This is a genomic window from Roseateles sp. FW301-B2, assembly GCF_058788955.1.
In genome coordinates this window covers 56808-73974 of record NZ_JBYTBE010000022.1, presented here as the reverse complement: position 1 = coordinate 73974, position 17167 = coordinate 56808, and the positions used below count along the sequence as shown (strand labels likewise).

The 17167-nt window shown below is 68.8% G+C and carries 15 protein-coding genes; 13 read left to right on the top strand and 2 right to left on the bottom strand.

The genetic code is table 11. The annotated features are described in order from the left end of the window. The first annotated feature begins 163 nt into the window (after positions 1-163). The 6 genes from AC3WQY_RS15825 (at position 164) to lepB (ending at position 5904) form a co-directional block, all read left to right on the top strand. The gene (locus AC3WQY_RS15825) at positions 164-856 is read left to right on the top strand and encodes a 3-oxoacid CoA-transferase subunit A (RefSeq protein WP_492709580.1); all 693 of its coding nucleotides are present in this window, start codon (positions 164-166) and stop codon (positions 854-856) included. Further along, complete coding sequence (locus tag AC3WQY_RS15820; RefSeq protein WP_492709579.1) at positions 853-1494, top strand: 3-oxoacid CoA-transferase subunit B; 642 nt, start codon at positions 853-855, stop codon at positions 1492-1494. The genes AC3WQY_RS15825 and AC3WQY_RS15820 overlap by 4 nt, the downstream gene beginning before the upstream one ends. Positions 1495-1523: 29 nt before the next feature. Next, entirely contained in the window at positions 1524-2726 is a 1203-nt protein-coding gene (gene pcaF, locus AC3WQY_RS15815; RefSeq protein WP_492709578.1) for a 3-oxoadipyl-CoA thiolase, read from the top strand. A 391-nt stretch (positions 2727-3117) separates the two neighbouring features. Then, positions 3118-3954 (top strand): IclR family transcriptional regulator domain-containing protein, encoded by an 837-nt coding sequence (locus AC3WQY_RS15810; protein WP_285233941.1) that lies wholly within the window; start codon positions 3118-3120, stop codon positions 3952-3954. A gap of 49 nt (positions 3955-4003) precedes the next feature. Next, positions 4004-5182 carry a 4-hydroxybenzoate 3-monooxygenase gene (gene pobA, locus AC3WQY_RS15805; RefSeq protein ID WP_492709577.1) on the top strand — a complete coding sequence of 393 codons (1179 nt, stop codon included), beginning with the start codon at positions 4004-4006 and terminating at the stop codon, positions 5180-5182. A gap of 59 nt (positions 5183-5241) precedes the next feature. Further along, positions 5242-5904, top strand: a complete 663-nt coding sequence (gene lepB, locus AC3WQY_RS15800) for a signal peptidase I (RefSeq protein WP_285233943.1) — start codon at positions 5242-5244, stop codon at positions 5902-5904. A gap of 16 nt (positions 5905-5920) precedes the next feature. Here the strand turns inward: lepB and AC3WQY_RS15795 are convergent, their stop codons facing one another. Together AC3WQY_RS15795 and AC3WQY_RS15790 are read right to left on the bottom strand one after the other, a co-directional pair. Continuing rightward, the gene (locus AC3WQY_RS15795) at positions 5921-7450 is read right to left on the bottom strand and encodes a 3-hydroxyacyl-CoA dehydrogenase (protein ID WP_492709576.1); all 1530 of its coding nucleotides are present in this window, start codon (positions 7448-7450) and stop codon (positions 5921-5923) included. A gap of 3 nt (positions 7451-7453) precedes the next feature. Beyond that, positions 7454-8260 carry an enoyl-CoA hydratase-related protein gene (locus AC3WQY_RS15790; RefSeq protein WP_492709575.1) on the bottom strand — a complete coding sequence of 269 codons (807 nt, stop codon included), beginning with the start codon at positions 8258-8260 and terminating at the stop codon, positions 7454-7456. Between the two features lie 76 nt (positions 8261-8336). Between AC3WQY_RS15790 and AC3WQY_RS15785 the strand changes: the two genes are divergently transcribed. The 7 genes from AC3WQY_RS15785 (at position 8337) to AC3WQY_RS15755 (ending at position 17167) form a co-directional block, all read left to right on the top strand. Beyond that, positions 8337-9293, top strand: a complete 957-nt coding sequence (locus AC3WQY_RS15785) for a LysR substrate-binding domain-containing protein (protein ID WP_285233946.1) — start codon at positions 8337-8339, stop codon at positions 9291-9293. Between the two features lie 144 nt (positions 9294-9437). Further along, positions 9438-11120 carry an OFA family MFS transporter gene (locus tag AC3WQY_RS15780; protein ID WP_492709574.1) on the top strand — a complete coding sequence of 561 codons (1683 nt, stop codon included), beginning with the start codon at positions 9438-9440 and terminating at the stop codon, positions 11118-11120. Positions 11121-11200: 80 nt separating this feature from the next. After that, entirely contained in the window at positions 11201-11653 is a 453-nt protein-coding gene (locus AC3WQY_RS15775) for a formate dehydrogenase subunit gamma (protein WP_285233948.1), read from the top strand. Then, entirely contained in the window at positions 11653-13221 is a 1569-nt protein-coding gene (locus tag AC3WQY_RS15770) for a formate dehydrogenase beta subunit (RefSeq protein WP_492709573.1), read from the top strand. The genes AC3WQY_RS15775 and AC3WQY_RS15770 overlap by 1 nt, the downstream gene beginning before the upstream one ends. Continuing rightward, the gene (fdhF, locus tag AC3WQY_RS15765; RefSeq protein ID WP_492709572.1) at positions 13218-16106 is read left to right on the top strand and encodes a formate dehydrogenase subunit alpha; all 2889 of its coding nucleotides are present in this window, start codon (positions 13218-13220) and stop codon (positions 16104-16106) included. The genes AC3WQY_RS15770 and fdhF overlap by 4 nt, the downstream gene beginning before the upstream one ends. After that, the gene (gene fdhD / locus AC3WQY_RS15760; protein ID WP_492709571.1) at positions 16096-16953 is read left to right on the top strand and encodes a formate dehydrogenase accessory sulfurtransferase FdhD; all 858 of its coding nucleotides are present in this window, start codon (positions 16096-16098) and stop codon (positions 16951-16953) included. The genes fdhF and fdhD overlap by 11 nt, the downstream gene beginning before the upstream one ends. Further along, on the top strand, positions 16943-17167 hold the full coding sequence (locus AC3WQY_RS15755) for a formate dehydrogenase subunit delta (protein ID WP_285233952.1): 225 nt from the start codon (positions 16943-16945) through the stop codon (positions 17165-17167). The genes fdhD and AC3WQY_RS15755 overlap by 11 nt, the downstream gene beginning before the upstream one ends.

Genomic DNA, 17167 nt, shown 5'->3' with positions numbered 1-17167 from the left:
ACTTAAGTGATTTGCGACCTCAAATGTAAACGGCCTGCAGCCGCAGCCGAACGCGTGCAAATTCTCACAACTTGTGACGATGCCGCCGTATCATCGCCGGCGCGAACGTTCTTTAATTGAACGTGAGTTCTAATTACGAACCATTGCAGCTGAAAGCCTTGCCGTGATCGACAAATTGCAGCCCTCGCCGGCCGCCGCCTTGGCCGACGTGCCGGACGGCGCCACCGTGATGATTGGCGGCTTTGGCGAAGCCGGCCTGCCGCAGGAACTGGTGAGCGCCCTGCTGGACCAGGGCGCACGCGAGTTGACGGTGGTGAACAACAACGCCGGCAATGGCGACCGCGGGCTGGCGGCCCTGATCGCCGCCGGGCGGGTGCGCAAGATCATCTGCTCCTTCCCACGCCAGGCCGACTCGCATCACTTCGATCGCGCCTATCGCGCCGGGCAGATCGAGCTCGAACTGGTGCCGCAGGGCAATCTGGCCGAGCGCATCCGTGCCGCCGGCGCCGGCATCGGCGCCTTCTACACGCCCACCAGCTTTGGCACCGAACTCGCGCACGGCAAGGAGCAGCGCCAGATCGGCGGGCGCGGTCACGTCCTTGAATATGCATTGCATGCCGACTACGCGCTCATCCAGGCCGAGCGCGGCGACCGCTGGGGCAATCTGGTCTATCGCAAGACCGCACGCAACTTCGGCCCGGTAATGGCGACGGCGGCGCGCATCACCGTGGCCGCGGTGCGCGAGGTGGTGGCGCTGGGCGCGCTGGACCCCGAGGCCGTGGTGACGCCCGGCATCTTTGTGCAGAGGCTGGTGTGCTGCCCGCGCCCGGCAGCCACCACGGAGGCCCGCTCATGAGCTGGCAGGCCTGGACGCGCACCCAGATGGCCGCCCTGGTGGCCCAGGACATTCCCGAAGGCGCGGTGGTGAACCTGGGCATCGGCCTGCCCACCCTGGTGGCCAGCCAGCTGCCGCCGGGGCGGGAGATCATCCTGCACAGCGAGAACGGGGTGCTGGGCATGGGGCCGCCGCCCGGCCCCGAGGCCGCCGACCCCGATCTGATCAATGCCGGCAAGCAGGCCGTCACCCTGCAGCCCGGCGGCTGCTTCTTTCATCATGCCGACAGCTTCGCGATGATGCGCGGCGGGCATCTGGACATCTGCGTGCTGGGCGCCTTCCAGGTCTCGGCCCGGGGCGATCTGGCCAACTGGCATACCGGCGCCGCCGACGCCATCCCGGCCGTGGGCGGGGCCATGGATCTCGCGATCGGAGCCAAGCAGACCTTTGTGATGATGGAGCACCTCAGCAAGAGCGGGGACAGCAAGATCGTCGCCGCATGCAGCTATCCGCTCACGGCGGCGGCCTGCGTCAGCCGCATCTACACCGATCTCGCCGTGCTGTCCGTCGAAGCCGCGGGCTTGCGCGTGCTGGCGCGCTGCCCGGGCCTGGCGCACCGCCAACTCGAATCCCTCACCGGCCTGCCATTGCGGGCCTGATGCATCCCTTCCTCAGCTTTGGAGACCCCATGACTCAAGCCTTTATTTGCGACGCGCAACGCACGCCCTTCGGCCGCTATGGCGGTGCCCTCTCCTCGGTGCGCGCCGATGACCTGGGCGCCATCCCCATCAAGGCGCTGATGGCGCGCAACCCGCAGGTCGATTGGGCCGCGCTCACCGACGTGCTCTACGGCTGCGCCAACCAGGCCGGCGAAGACAACCGCAATGTGGCGCGCATGTCCGCATTGCTGGCCGGCCTGCCGCTGGAGGTGCCGGGCGCCACGCTGAACCGGCTGTGCGGCTCGGGCATGGACGCGGTGGGCTCGGCCGCTCGCGCCATCCGCGCCGGCGAGGCCGAGCTGATGCTGGCAGGCGGGGTCGAGAGCATGAGCCGCGCGCCCTTCGTGATGCCCAAGGCCGAAAGCGCCTTTTCACGCAGCAACGCGGTGTACGACACCACCATCGGCTGGCGCTTCGTCAACAAGCTGATGAAGGAACGCTACGGCGTCGACTCCATGCCCGAAACGGCCGAGAACGTCGCCACCGACTTCGGCATCGAGCGCGAGGCGCAGGACCGCATGGCGCTGGCCAGCCAGCTCAAGGCCGTGGCGGCCCAGCAGGCGGGCTTTTTCGACGCCGAGATCACCCCGGTCAGCATTGCCCAGAAAAAGGGCGATCCCATCGTCGTCAGCAAGGACGAGCATCCGCGCGAAACCAGCCTGGAGGCGCTCGCCAAGCTCAAGGGCGTGGTGCGGCCGGACGGCAGCGTCACCGCCGGCAATGCTTCGGGCGTGAACGACGGCGCCTGCGCCCTGCTGCTGGCCAGCGAGGCGGGCGCGGCCCGCCATGGCCTGACGCCGCGCGCCCGCGTGGTGGGCATGGCCACCGCCGGCGTGGCGCCGCGCATCATGGGCATCGGCCCGGCGCCGGCCAGCCAGCGCGTGCTGGCGCTCACCGGCCTGAGCCTGGCGCAAATGGACGTGATCGAACTCAACGAGGCCTTTGCGGCCCAGGGCCTGGCGGTGCTGCGCGCACTCGGCCTGCGCGACGACGACCCGCGCGTCAATCCGAATGGCGGTGCGATCGCCCTGGGTCACCCGCTGGGCGCCAGCGGTGCCCGCCTGGTCACCACGGCGGTGAACCAGCTGCATCGCAGCGGCGGCCGCTACGCCCTGTGCACCATGTGCATCGGCGTGGGCCAGGGCATTGCCCTGATCGTCGAGCGCGTCTGAGCGCCGGACCGCGGGCAAGACCTGCGTCTTGCCTGCCTGCACCGAGGCTGAGCCAAGCCATGAGAAAAGCGCAGGGGTGCTTGAACTTTTGTCATGGCCTGGCAAGCCATGACCGGCGGTTTGCGACGAGGCCCCATGGGATACTCGCCGCGGATTGAGGCGCATACCGCACATATACCAATGCAGTAGCGCCGCTTCGCCCTGGCACACCCGCCCTTTCAGGCCGTGGGATAGCGCTCACCCAGACTTCACCAATTTGGTGCACACGGGTGCGCAGATCGCCCAACATGCCGCCTGAAATAGGGACAAGCCCGGGTCCAATCCCTATAGTCGGCTCATCGCATGCTCGCGCCCAGCGGATTTGGGCGCTTTACGCTCAAAACTGGCACCCATGTCCGCTGAACGTGATTTCGAAGATTTGCCCTCGACCAACCAGGTGGTCTACACCGAGGCGCCCGCCGCCGAGGCCAGCGGCCCCCTCAAGCGCGACCTCGTTGCCGGCCTGGAAAAGGGCCTGGCGGTGATCGAGGCCTTCGACCAGGAGCGCCCGCGACTGACCATCAGCGAGGTGGCCGCGCGCACGGGTCTGACCCGCGCCGCCGCCCGCCGCTATCTGCTGACCCTCACCCATCTCGGTTTCGTCTCGCAGGACCGCAAGATGTTCGCGCTGACCCCCAAGGTGCTGCGCCTGGGGCAGAGCTATATGCATTCGGCCCGGTTGCCGCGCATCGTCGAGCCGGAGCTGCACAAGCTGGCCTACGCCCTCAAGGAAGCCAGCTCCGCCGGCGTGCTGGATGGCAGCGACGTGATCTGCATTGCCGCCACCAGCGCCGGCCGCGTGGTCTCGCCGACGCTGCAGCCCGGCACCCGCGTGCCCGCCTACTGCGCCGGCAACGGCCGCGTGCTGCTTGCCGCCCTGCCCCAGCCCGAGGTGGACGCCTGGATCGCCCGCCAGGAGCTCGCGGCCCTGACGCCGCACACCATCACCCATCCCGAGCGCCTGCGCATCGAGATCGCACGCGCGCGCTCGCTGGGCTATGCCTGCATCGACCAGGAGCTGGAGCTGGGCCTGCGCACCGTGGCCGTGCCTTTGAAGAATTACCGCGGCGATACCGTGGCGGCGATGAACATCAGCGTGCATGCCTCGCGCATGAGCATGGATCAGCTGGTTGAACATTGCTTGCCGCCCCTATTGCAAGCCCAGGCACATTTGCGCATGCTGCTGTAACCCAGCGCCAGCGCGCTTTGCGGCTGGGGCCTTCACAGGAGACCTCAGCATGCAGCGTACCCAGGTGGCCATCATCGGGGCGGGCCCGTCCGGACTGCTGCTCGGTGCCTTGCTGCATCAGGCCGGCATCGCCAATGTGATTCTGGAGCAACGCAGCGGCGACTATGTGCTCTCGCGCATCCGCGCCGGCATCCTGGAACAGACCCTGACCGAGCTGCTGGACGAAGCCGGCGTGGGCGCTCGCATGCGCCGCGAGGGCCTGGTGCACCATGGCATCTATCTCAGCACCCAGGGCCAGCGCCACCGCATCGACCTGAGCGCGCTCACCGGCGGCAAGTCGGTGCTGGTCTATGGCCAGACCGAGGTCACGCGCGATCTGATGGAGGCGCGCATGGCCGCCGGCCTGCAGACGCTTTACGAGGTGGACCATGTGAGCGTGCACGGCATCGAGTCCAGCCCCAGCGTGCGCTACCAGCGCGGTGGCCAGAGCCATGAGCTGCACTGCGACTTCATCGCCGGTTGCGATGGCTTCCACGGCATCTCGCGCACCAGCGTGCCGCGCGACGCGATCCGCACCTACGAGCGCATCTACCCCTTTGGTTGGCTGGGCGTGCTGGCCGATGCGCCGCCGCCGGCCGAAGAGCTGGTCTATGCCCAGCACCAGCGCGGCTTTGCGCTGTGCAGCATGCGCAGCCGCACGCGCGTGCGCTGCTACGTGCAATGCAATCTGAGCGACAAGGTCGAGCAGTGGAGCGATGAGCGTTTCTGGGCCGAGCTGCGCTGCCGCCTGGATGGCGAGACCGCGGCCGCCCTGCAGCCAGCGCCCGCGCTGGAGAAAAGCATTGCCCCCCTGCGCAGCTTCGTGGCCGAGCCGCTGCGCTTCGGCCGGCTCTTCCTGGCGGGCGACGCGGGCCACATCGTGCCGCCCACCGGCGCCAAGGGACTCAACCTGGCCGCCTCCGATGTGCGCTACCTCTCGCGCGGCCTGATCGAGCATTACCGCGATCACAGCGACGCCGGCCTCGACAGCTATTCCGAGAAGGCCTTGCGCCGCATCTGGCGTGCCGAGCGTTTCTCCTGGTCCATGACCAAGCTGATGCACTGTTTCCCCGACATCGCCGGTTTCGACCACAAGCTGCAGCAGGCCGAGCTCGAATACCTGCTCAGCTCGCGCGCGGCGCAGGCGGTGCTGGCCGAGAACTATGTGGGCCTGCCCTTCGAGGACTGATTAAGTTTCACCTCACTCAGCGCCCGCATCATGGGCACTCCCAACGAGAGGAGATGCATATGCGCGGCTGGTTCAAGAACAACAAGGGCTTTCTGGTCTTCCTGATCTGCTTTGGCTTTTTCCGCACCGCCATCGCCGACTGGAACCCCATCCCCTCGGGTTCGATGCGGCCCAATCTGCTGGAAGGCGATGTGGTGTTCGTGAACCGCCTGGCCTACGACCTCAAGCTGCCGCTCAGCAACCATGTGCTCGTGCACCTTGGCGAGCCGCAGCGTGGCGACGTGGTCACCTTCTCCTCGCCCAAGGACGGCACGCGGCTGATCAAGCGCCTGATCGCCCTGCCCGGCGACCGGGTGGAAATGCGGCAGGGCCGGCTGCGCATCAATGGCGAAGAGGCGGCCTATGAGGAGATCGAGTCGCTGCCCGAGCCGGTCGAGCCCTGGGGCCTGGTGCCGGCCCTGCGCATGACGGAGAAGGTCGCCGATGGCCAGCGCCGCGTCCAGCATCTGCAGGGCGTGCTGGCGCGCGACCTGCCCGCCACCGTGATCCCGCCCGGCCAGTACCTGATGCTGGGCGACAACCGCGACAACAGCGCCGACTCGCGCTTCATCGGCACCGTGCCGCGCGAGCTGCTGATCGGCCGCGCGGTGCGCATCCTCGCCTCGGCCGATATCAAGGGCAGCTGGCTGCCGCGCTTCGAGCGCTTCGGCCAGCGCCTGTAAATGAGCGTTGCAGGGCTCAGAGGTACAAGCGCTGGCGCAGCAAGGGGCTGACGCGGTAACGCTCGCTGCGGTAGGCATGGAAGAGCTGGTCGAGCAGATCGGCCACCGCGGCGGCGCCCACCAGGGCGAGCCACTCGAACGGCCCGGTCGGGTAGTTGACGCCCAGCTTCATCGCCAGATCGGCGGCCTGCTCCTCGCAGACGCCCTGCCACACCGCGTCGGCGCCCTCGTTGACCAGCATGGCCACGGTGCGCGCCACCGCCAGGCCCGGCACATCGCGCAGCACCAGCGGCTCCCAGCCGAGCGCGCGCAGGAAGTTCTGCGCCTGCAGCTGCTGCAGCGCGCCGGCATGCGGCGCAAAGGCCAGCGCCAGGGCATCGGCCTTGTCGGGCGCCACCGGCCAGTCCATCACCGCCAGGCTGGCATGGCCGCGCTCATGCGCCAGCTGCGCGGCGCTGCGGCCGCTGCTGAGGTGCAGCTGCATATCGCCCAGCTGCACGCCGCACCAGTCGGCCGATTCGCCGCGCGTGTAGTCCAGCCCCTTGTGCGTGAGCCAGTCGGCCAGGCGCTCCACCAGCGCGCCGCGCCCCACCACGCTGATCGCGGGCAGCGCGCCCTCGGGCGCCGCCACCGCCGGCACCGTCGCCGGCAGGCCCTCGTAAAAGCCCTTGCCGACCTTGCGCCCCAGCCGCCCGCCATCGACCAGCGCCTTCTGCACCAGCGAGGGCACATAGCGCTTGTCGCCGAAGTTGGCGTCATAGACCGACTGCGTCACCAGGTAGTTGGTGTCATGCCCGATCAGATCCATCAGCTCGCAAGGCCCCATGCGGAAGCCGGCACCGCGCAGCGCGCGATCCAGCTGCGCCGGCGTGCCCGCCTGCTCCTGCAGCAGCGCCAGGGTCTCGGCGTAATAGGGCCGGGCGATGCGGTTGACGATGAAGCCGGGCGTGCTCTTGGCATGCACCGGCGTCTTGCCCCATTGCCTGGCCAGCGCCTCGATCACGCGCGCCACGCCGGCATCGGTCTCGGCGCCCGACACCACCTCCACCAGCTTCATCAGCGGCACCGGGTTGAAGAAATGCATGCCCACCAGGCGGGCGGGATGCTGCATGCCGTTGGCCAGCGCGGTGACGCTGATCGACGAGGTGTTGGAGGCGATGATGGCCCCGGCCGGCAGCAGCGCGTCCAGCTCGCGCAGCAGCGCCTGCTTGGGCTCCAGCTTCTCGATGATGACCTCCACCACCAGGGCGCAATCGGCCAGCTCGGCGATTTGCGCCGCCGGGCTGATGCGCGCCATCACCGCGTCGCGCTCGCCCTGCACCATGCGGCCCTTGGCCACCAGGCCGTCGAGCGCCTTGGCGGTCTGCGCGATCGCATGCGCACTGGCGCCCTCGCGCACATCCAGCAGGCGCACCGGATGGCCGGCCTGCGCGGCCACCTGGGCAATGCCGGCGCCCATCACGCCGGCGCCCACCACGCCGATCACCGCGCTCGCGGCCGGCTCGCTGGCGACGCGCCAGCCCTGCATTTGCATCTCGTCGCTCATGTCTCAGTCTTCCTTGTCGTTCGTCGCCGGCGGCACCCAGGCCGCCGGACGCTTGGCCAGAAAGGCCGCAAAGCCCTCGCGCGCCTCGGCGCCCATGCGCACGCGCGCGATGGTCTGTGCCGTCAGCTCGCGCACCTCGGCCGTCACCGGCCCCACTTCCAGCTGCGCGAACAGCTGCTTGATCTCGCCCTGCGCCTGCGGGCCGTTGGCCAGCAGCTCGGCGATCCAGCGCGCCAGCGCGGCATCCAGCTCGGCGGCCTCCACCACCTCGTGCACCATGCCCATCGCCAGCGCCTCGGCGGCCGCGATGCGGCTGGCGGTGAGGGCCAGGCGCCGGGCCTGGCGCGGCCCCACGGCATTCATCACATAGGGGCCGATCACCGAGGGCAGGATGCCGAAGCGCGCTTCGCTGACGGCGAACTTGGCATCGCTGCTGGCCACCGCGATATCGCAGGCCACGGTCAGGCCCACGCCACCGCCCAGCGCCAGCCCCTGCACGCGCGCGATGGTGGGCTTGGGGCAGGCGGCAATCTTGTGCAGCATCTCGGCGAAGCGCCTGGCGTCCACCAGATTGGCCTCCTGCGTGGCCTCCGAGGCACGCTTCATCCACTGGATGTCGGCGCCGGCACTGAAGGCCTTGCCGGCGCCGGCCAGCACGATCAGGCGCACCCGCGGGTCGGCCGTCAGCTGGTCCATGGCCTGGCCCAGCTCGGCAATCATGGCCTCGTTGAAGGCGTTGAACACCTCGGGCCGGTTCATGGTCAGATGCGCCACGCCGCGCGCATCCACCTCGATATGCAGTGTCTCCACGTCTTGTCACTCCTGCGTCAAGGCCAGCAGTATCGCCGCCAACGCACAATGCAGCCTTCCCGCACCGAGCCTCACGATGAATCTGTTTGTCTCGCTGAAATACCTGGTGGCCCTGGACGACCACAAGCACTTTGGCCGCGCCGCGCTGGCCTGCCATGTGACCCAGCCCGCGCTGTCCAACGCGCTGCGCGCGCTGGAGGAGCATTACGCCTGCTCCATCGTCAAGCGGGGCCGCGCCTTCGCCGGCTTCACCGAGGAGGGCGAGCGCGTGCTGGCCACCGCGCGCCAGCTGCTGCACGAGCAGGAGCTGCTGCAGCAGGAGCTGCAGAGCCGCGTCGAGGCGCCGCGCGGCCATCTGCTGATCGGGGCGGTGCCCACCGCCATGCCGGTGGCGGCGCGCTTTGTCGCGATGCTGCAGGACCGCCATCCCGGCATCGTGCCGACGCTGCGCTCGATGAGCTCGATCGAGCTGGAGACCGGCCTGGAAAGCCTGGCCCTGGACCTGGGCCTGGGCTACAACGAGCGCATGCACGAGGGCCGCACCCAGCTGCGCGTGCTGCCGCAATACACCGAGCACTACTTCCTGCTGCAGCGCGCCGCTGCTGCGGGCCCTGCAGGCAGTACCGGCCGTCTGCACATGGGCGCACCGATAGGCTGGGCCGAGGCCGCCGCGCTGCCGCTGTGCCTGCTGAGTGCCGAGATGCACAACCGCAGCATCGTCGACCGCGCCTTCGCCGCGGCCGGCGCGCGCGTGCAGCCGGCGATCGAATCCAACTCCACCGTGACCCTGGTGACCAGCGTGCTGGCCGGGCGCGTCTGCTCCATACTGCCCGGCGCCCTGCTCGACACCGTGCAGGGCCATCCCGGCCTCGAGGCCCGGCCGCTGATCGCGCCGCAGATACGCGTGCCGATCGCGCTGATGGTGCACAACACCAACCGGCCCTCGCGCACGCTGGCAGCCGCGCTGGACTTTGCCCAACAGGCCGACTGGCTCGCCAGCGCGGCCCGGCATGCCGGCCTGCTGGGCGGCTAGGGCAATCCCTGATTTTTCGTAGCTATCGCCCCATCACCCGAAAGAATTGGACGTCTCCGGCGCGCTTGCCAACACTCGCGTCCGCAAGCCCATCGCTTGCCCAGGCACCGCATGAGTGCCCTGACCCTATAAGGAGACGAGACGATGTCCACTGTTCTTGCAGGCGGCGCGCGGCCGTTGGGTGATAGCAGCGAGCAAGCGCCAGGCTTTCTCGCCAAGGAACGCATCATTGCGGCGCCGGGTTTCAATCGCTGGCTGGTACCGCCGGCCGCCCTGGCCATCCATCTGTGCATCGGCATGGCCTATGGTTTCTCGGTGTTCTGGCTGCCGCTGTCCAAGGCGCTGGGCATCAAGGAGGCCGTCAAGTGCGGCCCCGAGATCGGCTTCCTGCAGGAGCTCTTCGTCAGCAGCTGCGACTGGAAGATCTCCACCCTGGGCTGGATGTACACCCTGTTCTTCGTGCTGCTGGGCAGCTCGGCCGCCATCTGGGGCGGCTGGCTGGAGCGCGCCGGCCCGCGCAAGGCCGGCGTGGTGAGCGCGCTGTGCTGGTGCGGCGGCATGCTGATCTCGGCGCTGGGCGTGCACCTGCATCAGTTCTGGATGATGCTGCTGGGCTCGGGCGTGATCGGCGGCGTCGGCCTGGGGCTGGGCTATATCTCGCCGGTCTCCACCCTCATCAAATGGTTCCCGGACCGCCGCGGCATGGCCACCGGCATGGCCATCATGGGCTTTGGCGGCGGCGCCATGATCGGCTCGCCGCTGGCGGCCGAGCTGATGAAGCAGTTCGCCACCCCCACCGATGTGGGCGTGATGCAGACCTTTGTGGTGATGGCGCTGATCTACTTCGTCTTCATGATGGGCGGGGCGCTGGCCTACCGCGTGCCCGCCTCGGGCTGGAAGCCCGAGGGCTGGACGCCGCCGGCCGCGCAGACCAGCAACGCCATGATCACGCAGCGCCATGTGCACGTGAAAAAGGTCTGGGGCATCCCGCAGTTCTGGCTGATCTGGATGGTGCTGTGCATGAACGTCTCGGCCGGCATCGGTGTGATCGGCATGGCCAGCCCGATGCTGCAGGAAGTGTTCGGCGGCAGCCTGATCGGCGTGGCCAAGAAATTCGGCGAGCTCGACAAGGCCCAGCTCACCGCCATCGCCGGCGTGGCTGCGGGCTTTGCCGCCCTCATCAGCCTGTTCAATATCGGCGGGCGCTTCTTCTGGGCCAGCCTGTCGGACAAGCTGGGGCGCAAGCTCACCTATGTGGTGTTCTTCGTGCTGGGTGGTCTGATGTACGCCAGCATCCCCGGCAGCGCCATGGCCGGCAGCAAGCTGATGTTCGTGGGCGCGGTGTGCATCATCCTGAGCATGTACGGCGGCGGCTTTGCCACCGTGCCGGCCTATCTGGCCGATCTGTTCGGCACCCAGATGGTGGGCGCCATCCACGGCCGCCTGCTCACCGCCTGGGCCACCGCCGGCATCCTCGGCCCGGTGGTGGTGAACTACATGCGCGACTACCAGCTGGGCCTGGGCCTGCCGCGCGAGCAGGTCTACAACCAGACCATGTACATCCTGGTGGGCATGCTGGTGATCGGCCTGATCTGCAATCTGCTGGTGCGCCCGCTGGATGCCAAGCATTTCATGAGCGACGCCGAGCTGGCCGAGGAGAAGCGCCTGGCGCATGACCGCGCCGTCGCCACCGAGGTGGGCCAGGGCACCATGACCTACCACGGCAGCAGCCCGCTGCTGGTGGTGCTGGCCTGGGCCGCGGTGGGCATCCCGCTGGCCTGGGGCATCTACCGCACCGCGCTGAGCGTGGCCAAGTTCTTCAACTGAAAGACCGTGCGCAGCGCGTAACGATAGGCCGTCCGCGCGCGGACGGCCTATCCTCTCGATTGGCAACCGCTTATTTCCCCATGGACGATCTCATCCGCGAACTGCTCGCCGCGCATCCCGCGCAAGACGGCGCCCTGCTGCCCATCCTGCACGCCGTGCAGGAGCGGCTCGGCCATGTGCCACCCGCCGCCGTGCCCCTGATCGCCGAGCACCTGAACCTCTCGCGCGCCGAGGTCCATGGCGTGTTGAGCTACTACCATTTCTTCCGCAGCACGCCGCCCGGGCGGCAGGTGCTGCAGGTCTGCCGTGCCGAGGCCTGCCAGTCGCGCGGGGCCGAGGCCCTGCTGGCCCATGCCGAGCAGCGCCTCTCCTGCGCCTCGCACAGCACGCGCGCCGATGGCGCGGTGACGCTGGAGCCGGTCTACTGCCTGGGCCTGTGCGCGCTGTCGCCGGCCCTGCAGCTGAACGACCGGCTGCATGCGCGCATGACGCCGGCCAAGCTCGATGCCCTGCTCGCCAAGGAGGGCCTGTGATGAATGCCGCCGTGACCAAGATCTTCGTGCCGCGCGACTCCGCCGCGCTGGCGGTGGGCGCCGACGACGTGGCCGCCGCCCTGCAGCGCGAGGCCGCGCAGCGCGGTCTGGCCATCGAGCTGGTGCGCAATGGTTCGCGCGGACTGTTCTGGCTGGAGCCGCTGGTGGAAGTGGCCACGCCCGCCGGCCGCATCGCCTATGGCCCGGTGGCGCCCGAGGACGTGCCGGCCCTGCTGGATGCCGGCCTGCTGGCCGGTGGCGCGCATGCGCTCAGGCAGGGCGCGACCGACGACATTCCCTATCTGGCCAGGCAGGAGCGCCTGACCTTCGCCCGCATGGGCATCACCGACCCGCTCTCGCTGGCCGACTATGAGGCCCATCAGGGCTGGGCCGGGCTGAGGCGCGCGCTGGCGCTGGACGGCGCCGCCATCGTGCAGGAAGTGACGCAGTCGGGCCTGCGCGGCCGTGGCGGCGCGGCCTTCCCGGCCGGCATCAAGTGGCGGACGGTGCAGCAGACCGCGGCGGCGCAGAAATACATCGTCTGCAATGCCGACGAGGGCGACTCCGGCACCTACTCCGACCGCATGACGCTGGAGGGCGACCCCTTCATGCTGATCGAGGGCATGGCCATCGCCGCGCTGGCGGTGGGCGCCACGCGCGGCTATATCTACATCCGCTCCGAATACCCGCATGCCATCGCCACCATGCAGGAGGCGATCCGGCGCGCCAGCGCGGCCGGCTTCCTGGGCGCCAGCATCTGCGGCTCGGGCCATGCCTTCGAGCTGGAAGTGCGCAAGGGCGCGGGCTCCTATGTCTGCGGCGAGGAGACCGCGATGCTGGAAAGCATCGAGGGCAAGCGCGGCGTGGTGCGCGCCAAGCCGCCGCTGCCGGCCATCGAGGGCCTGTTCGGCCAGCCCACCGTCATCAACAACGTCATCACCTTTGCCACGGCGCCCCTGATCCTGGCGCGCGGGGCCCAGTTCTATCGCGACTACGGCATGGGCCGCTCGCATGGAACCTTGCCCTTCCAGCTGGCCGGCAATATCAAGCATGGCGGCCTGGTGGAGAAGGCCTTCGGCCTCACGCTGCGCGAGCTGCTGATCGATTTCGGCGGCGGCAGCGCCAGCGGCCGGCCCATCAAGGCGGTGCAGGTGGGCGGCCCGCTGGGCGCCTACATCCCGGCGTCGCAATGGGATGTGCCGCTGGACTACGAGGCCTATGCCGCGATGGGCGCGGTGCTGGGCCACGGCGGCATCGTCGTACACGACGACACGGCTGACATGGCCCAGCTGGCCCGCTACGCGATGGAGTTCTGCGCCATCGAGTCCTGCGGCAAATGCACGCCCTGCCGCATCGGCTCGACGCGCGGCGTCGAGGTGATCGATCGCATCAAGGCGGATCAGCACCGCGAGCAGCAGGTCGTGCTGCTGCGCGATCTCTGCGACACCATGCTGCACGGCTCGCTGTGCGCCATGGGCGGCATGACGCCCTACCCGGTGCTCTCGGCACTGAACCATTACCCGCAGGACTTCGGCCTGGCCGCCGTGCAGGAGGCATCAGCATCATGAAAAACCAAGAAATGGACTACGGCACGCCCCGGCGCGAATCCAAGCAGCAAGTCACGCTGGAGATCGATGGCTTCGCCGTCACCGTACCGGCCGGCACCTCGCTGATGCGCGCCGCGGCGGACGCCGGCATCCAGGTGCCCAAGCTCTGCGCCACCGACAGCCTGGAGCCCTTCGGCTCCTGCCGGCTCTGCCTGGTCGAGATCGAGGGCCGCAAGGGTTATCCGGCCAGCTGCACCACGCCCGCCGAGGCCGGCATGAAGGTCAGGACCCAGAGCCCCAAGCTGCAGGACCTGCGCAAGGGCGTGATGGAGCTCTACATCTCCGACCATCCGCTGGACTGCCTGACCTGCGCCGCCAACGGCGATTGCGAGCTGCAGGACATGGCCGGCGTGACCGGACTGCGCAATGTGCGCTACGGCGTCGGTGCGGCAGCAGGGGCGCATCATTGCGACGCCCAGAAGGACGAGTCCAACCCCTACTTCACCTACGACCCCGCCAAGTGCATCGTCTGCAACCGCTGCGTGCGCGCCTGCGAGGAGACCCAGGGCACGTTCGCGCTCACCATCTCGGGCCGCGGCTTCGAGTCGCGCGTGGCCGCCGGCCAGGACCAGCCCTTCATGGCCTCCGACTGCGTCAGCTGCGGCGCCTGCGTGCAAGCCTGCCCCACCGCCACGCTGCAGGAGAAGAGCGTCATTCAGCTGGGCCAGCCCGAGCACAGCGTCATCACCACCTGCGCCTATTGCGGCGTGGGCTGCGGCTTCAAGGCCGAGATGAAGGGCACGCAGGTGGTGCGCATGGTGCCCTGGAAGGACGGCAAGGCCAACGAGGGCCACAGCTGCGTGAAGGGCCGCTTCGCCTGGGGCTATGCCACCCATGCCGACCGCATCACCAAGCCGATGATCCGTGCCTCCATCCAGGACCCCTGGCAGGAGGTCAGCTGGGAGGTGGCGCTGGCCCATGCGGCGAGCGAGTTCCGCCGCATCCAGGCCAAGCATGGCAAGGACTCGATCGGCGGCATCACCTCCTCGCGCTGCACCAACGAGGAAACCTATCTGGTGCAGAAGCTGGTGCGCGCCGCCTTCGGCAACAACAACGTCGACACCTGCGCGCGCGTCTGCCACTCGCCCACCGGCTACGGCCTGGGCCAGACCCTGGGCACCTCGGCCGGCACCCAGACCTTCAAGTCGGTGGAGCATGCCGATGTGGTGATGGTGATTGGCGCCAACCCCAGCGATGCCCACCCGGTGTTCGCCTCGCGCCTGAAGAAGCGCCTGCGGGGTGATGGAAAAAGACCGGGTGCCCGGCTGATCGTGGTCGATCCGCGCAGCATCGACCTGGTGAAGACACCCCATGTCCAGGCCGCCCACCATCTGCAGCTCAAGCCCGGCACCAATGTGGCGGTGATCAGCGCGCTGGCCCATGTGATCGTCACCGAGGGCCTGGTGAACGAGGCCTATGTGGCCGAGCGCTGCGATGCCAAGAGCTTCAACGAGTGGCGCGCGTTCGTGGCCCGGCCCGAGAACTCGCCCGAGGCGCTGGAGGCCGCCAGTGGCGTGCCGGCGGCCGAGGTACGCGCGGCCGCGCGCCTGTACGCCACGGGCGGCAATGCCGCGATCTACTACGGCCTGGGCGTGACCGAGCACAGCCAGGGCTCCACCATGGTGATGGGCATTGCCAACCTGGCCATGGCCACCGGCAATGTCGGCCGCGAGGGCGTGGGCGTGAACCCGCTGCGCGGCCAGAACAACGTGCAGGGCAGCTGCGACATGGGCAGCTTCCCGCACGAGCTGCCAGGCTACCGCCATGTCTCCGACAGCACGGTGCGCGCGCAGTTCGAGGCCGCCTGGGGTGTAGCGATCGACCCCGAGCCGGGCCTGCGCATCCCGAACATGTTCGACGCCGCGCTCACCGGCAGCTTCAAGGGCCTGTACTGCGAGGGCGAGGACATCGTGCAGTCCGACCCCAACACCCAGCATGTGGCCGCCGCGCTGATGGCGATGGAATGCGTGGTGGTGCAGGACATCTTCCTCAACGAGACCGCCAAGTACGCCCATGTGTTCCTGCCGGGCTCCAGCTTCCTGGAAAAGGACGGCACCTTCACGAATGCGGAGCGCCGCATCTCGCGCGTGCGCAAGGTGATGCCGCCGCTGGCCGGCTATGCCGATTGGGAGGTCACGGTCAAGCTCTCCGAGGCGCTCGGCTATCCCATGCCCTACAGCAAGCCCGAGGAGATCATGGCCGAGATCGCTGCGCTCACGCCCACCTTCGCCGGCGTCAGCTACGCCAAGATCGAACGCCTGGGCAGCGTGCAATGGCCTTGCAACGACACCACCGACGAGGCCGGCACCGCCATCATGCACGTCGACAAGTTCGTGCGCGGCAAGGGGCGCTTCATCATCACCCAGTACCTGCCCACCGACGAGAAGGTGACGCGCCGCTTCCCGCTGCTGCTCACCACCGGCCGCATCCTCAGCCAGTACAACGTCGGCGCGCAGACGCGCCGCACGCCCAACAACGAGTGGCACAGCGAAGACCGGCTGGAGATCCACCCGCACGACGCCGAGGAGCGCGGCATCCGGCAGGACGACTGGGTCGGCATCCAGAGCCGCGCCGGCGAGACCGTGCTGCGCGCCACGCTCACCGAGCGGGTGCAGCCGGGCGTGGTCTACACCACCTTCCACTTCCCCGAGTCGGGCGCCAACGTCATCACCACCGACAACTCCGACTGGGCCACCAACTGCCCCGAATACAAGGTCACGGCGGTGCAGGTGATGCCGGTGCAGCAGCCCTCGCACCAGTCGACTTGGCAGCAGGAGTACAGCCGCTTCAACCAGGTGCAGCAGCAGCTGCTGCAGCAGGCGCATGAGGTGGTGCATGGCAAGTAACAGCAGCAAGCCAGGCTTTTGCGAGGGCGCGCGCACCCTGCCGGTGAAACGCGTGCGCGCCGGCCAGGGCCTGGAGCTCATGCAGGACTGGGTGGCCGACGAGGTGCCGGTGGCGCTGGAATACAACGGCATCTCCCATGCGGTGATGCTGGCCACGCCGCTGGACCTGGAAGACTTCGCGCTCGGCTTCTCGCTCAGCGAAGGCATCCTGGGCGCCGCACACGAGCTCTACGGCGTCGAGGAGGAAGCCTCTGAGCTCGGCATCACCCTGCACCTGCGCGTCGCCGGCGCGGCCTTTGCACGCCTCAAGGAACGGCGCCGCTCGATGGCCGGCCGCACCGGTTGCGGCCTCTGCGGCACCGAAAGCCTGGGCCAGGTGGCCCGCAACCTGCCCGTGCTGCCCGGGGGTCAGGTCTTGCAGCGCGAGGCCATCAGCCATGCGATGGCGCAGTTCGTCGATCTGCAGACCCTGCAGCAGGCCACCGGCGCGGTGCATGCCGCCGCCTGGTGCTCGGCCGATGGCGAGGTGCAATGGCTGCGCGAGGACGTGGGCCGCCACAACGCGCTGGACAAGCTGATCGGCGCACTCGCCCGCCACGCGGTGGATGCCTCGCAGGGTTTCATTGCCGTCACCAGCCGCGCCAGTTTCGAGATGGTGCAGAAGACCGCCGCCGCCGGCGTGCCCCTGCTGGCGGCCGTCTCGGCGCCCACCTCCTTCGCGGTGGCCACCGCCACGCGTGCCAACATGACCCTGGTGGGCTTCGCGCGCCAGCAGGACCTGGTGGTCTACTGTCATCCCGAGCGGCTCGCGCTTGAACATCTTTCCTCTGCGCATCATGCACATTGACACCCTGGTCCGCATGGCCAACCAGATCGGCGCCTTCTTCGAGGCCATGCCCGATCATCAAGAGGCGGTGGAAGGCATCGCCCAGCACCTCAAAAAGTTCTGGGAGCCGCGCATGCGGCGCGAGCTGCTGGCCCAGCTCGACGGCGGCCACAACCCGGGCCTGCACGCCATGGTGCTGGAGGCGATCCAGCGGCATCGCAGCCTGCTGGCCTGA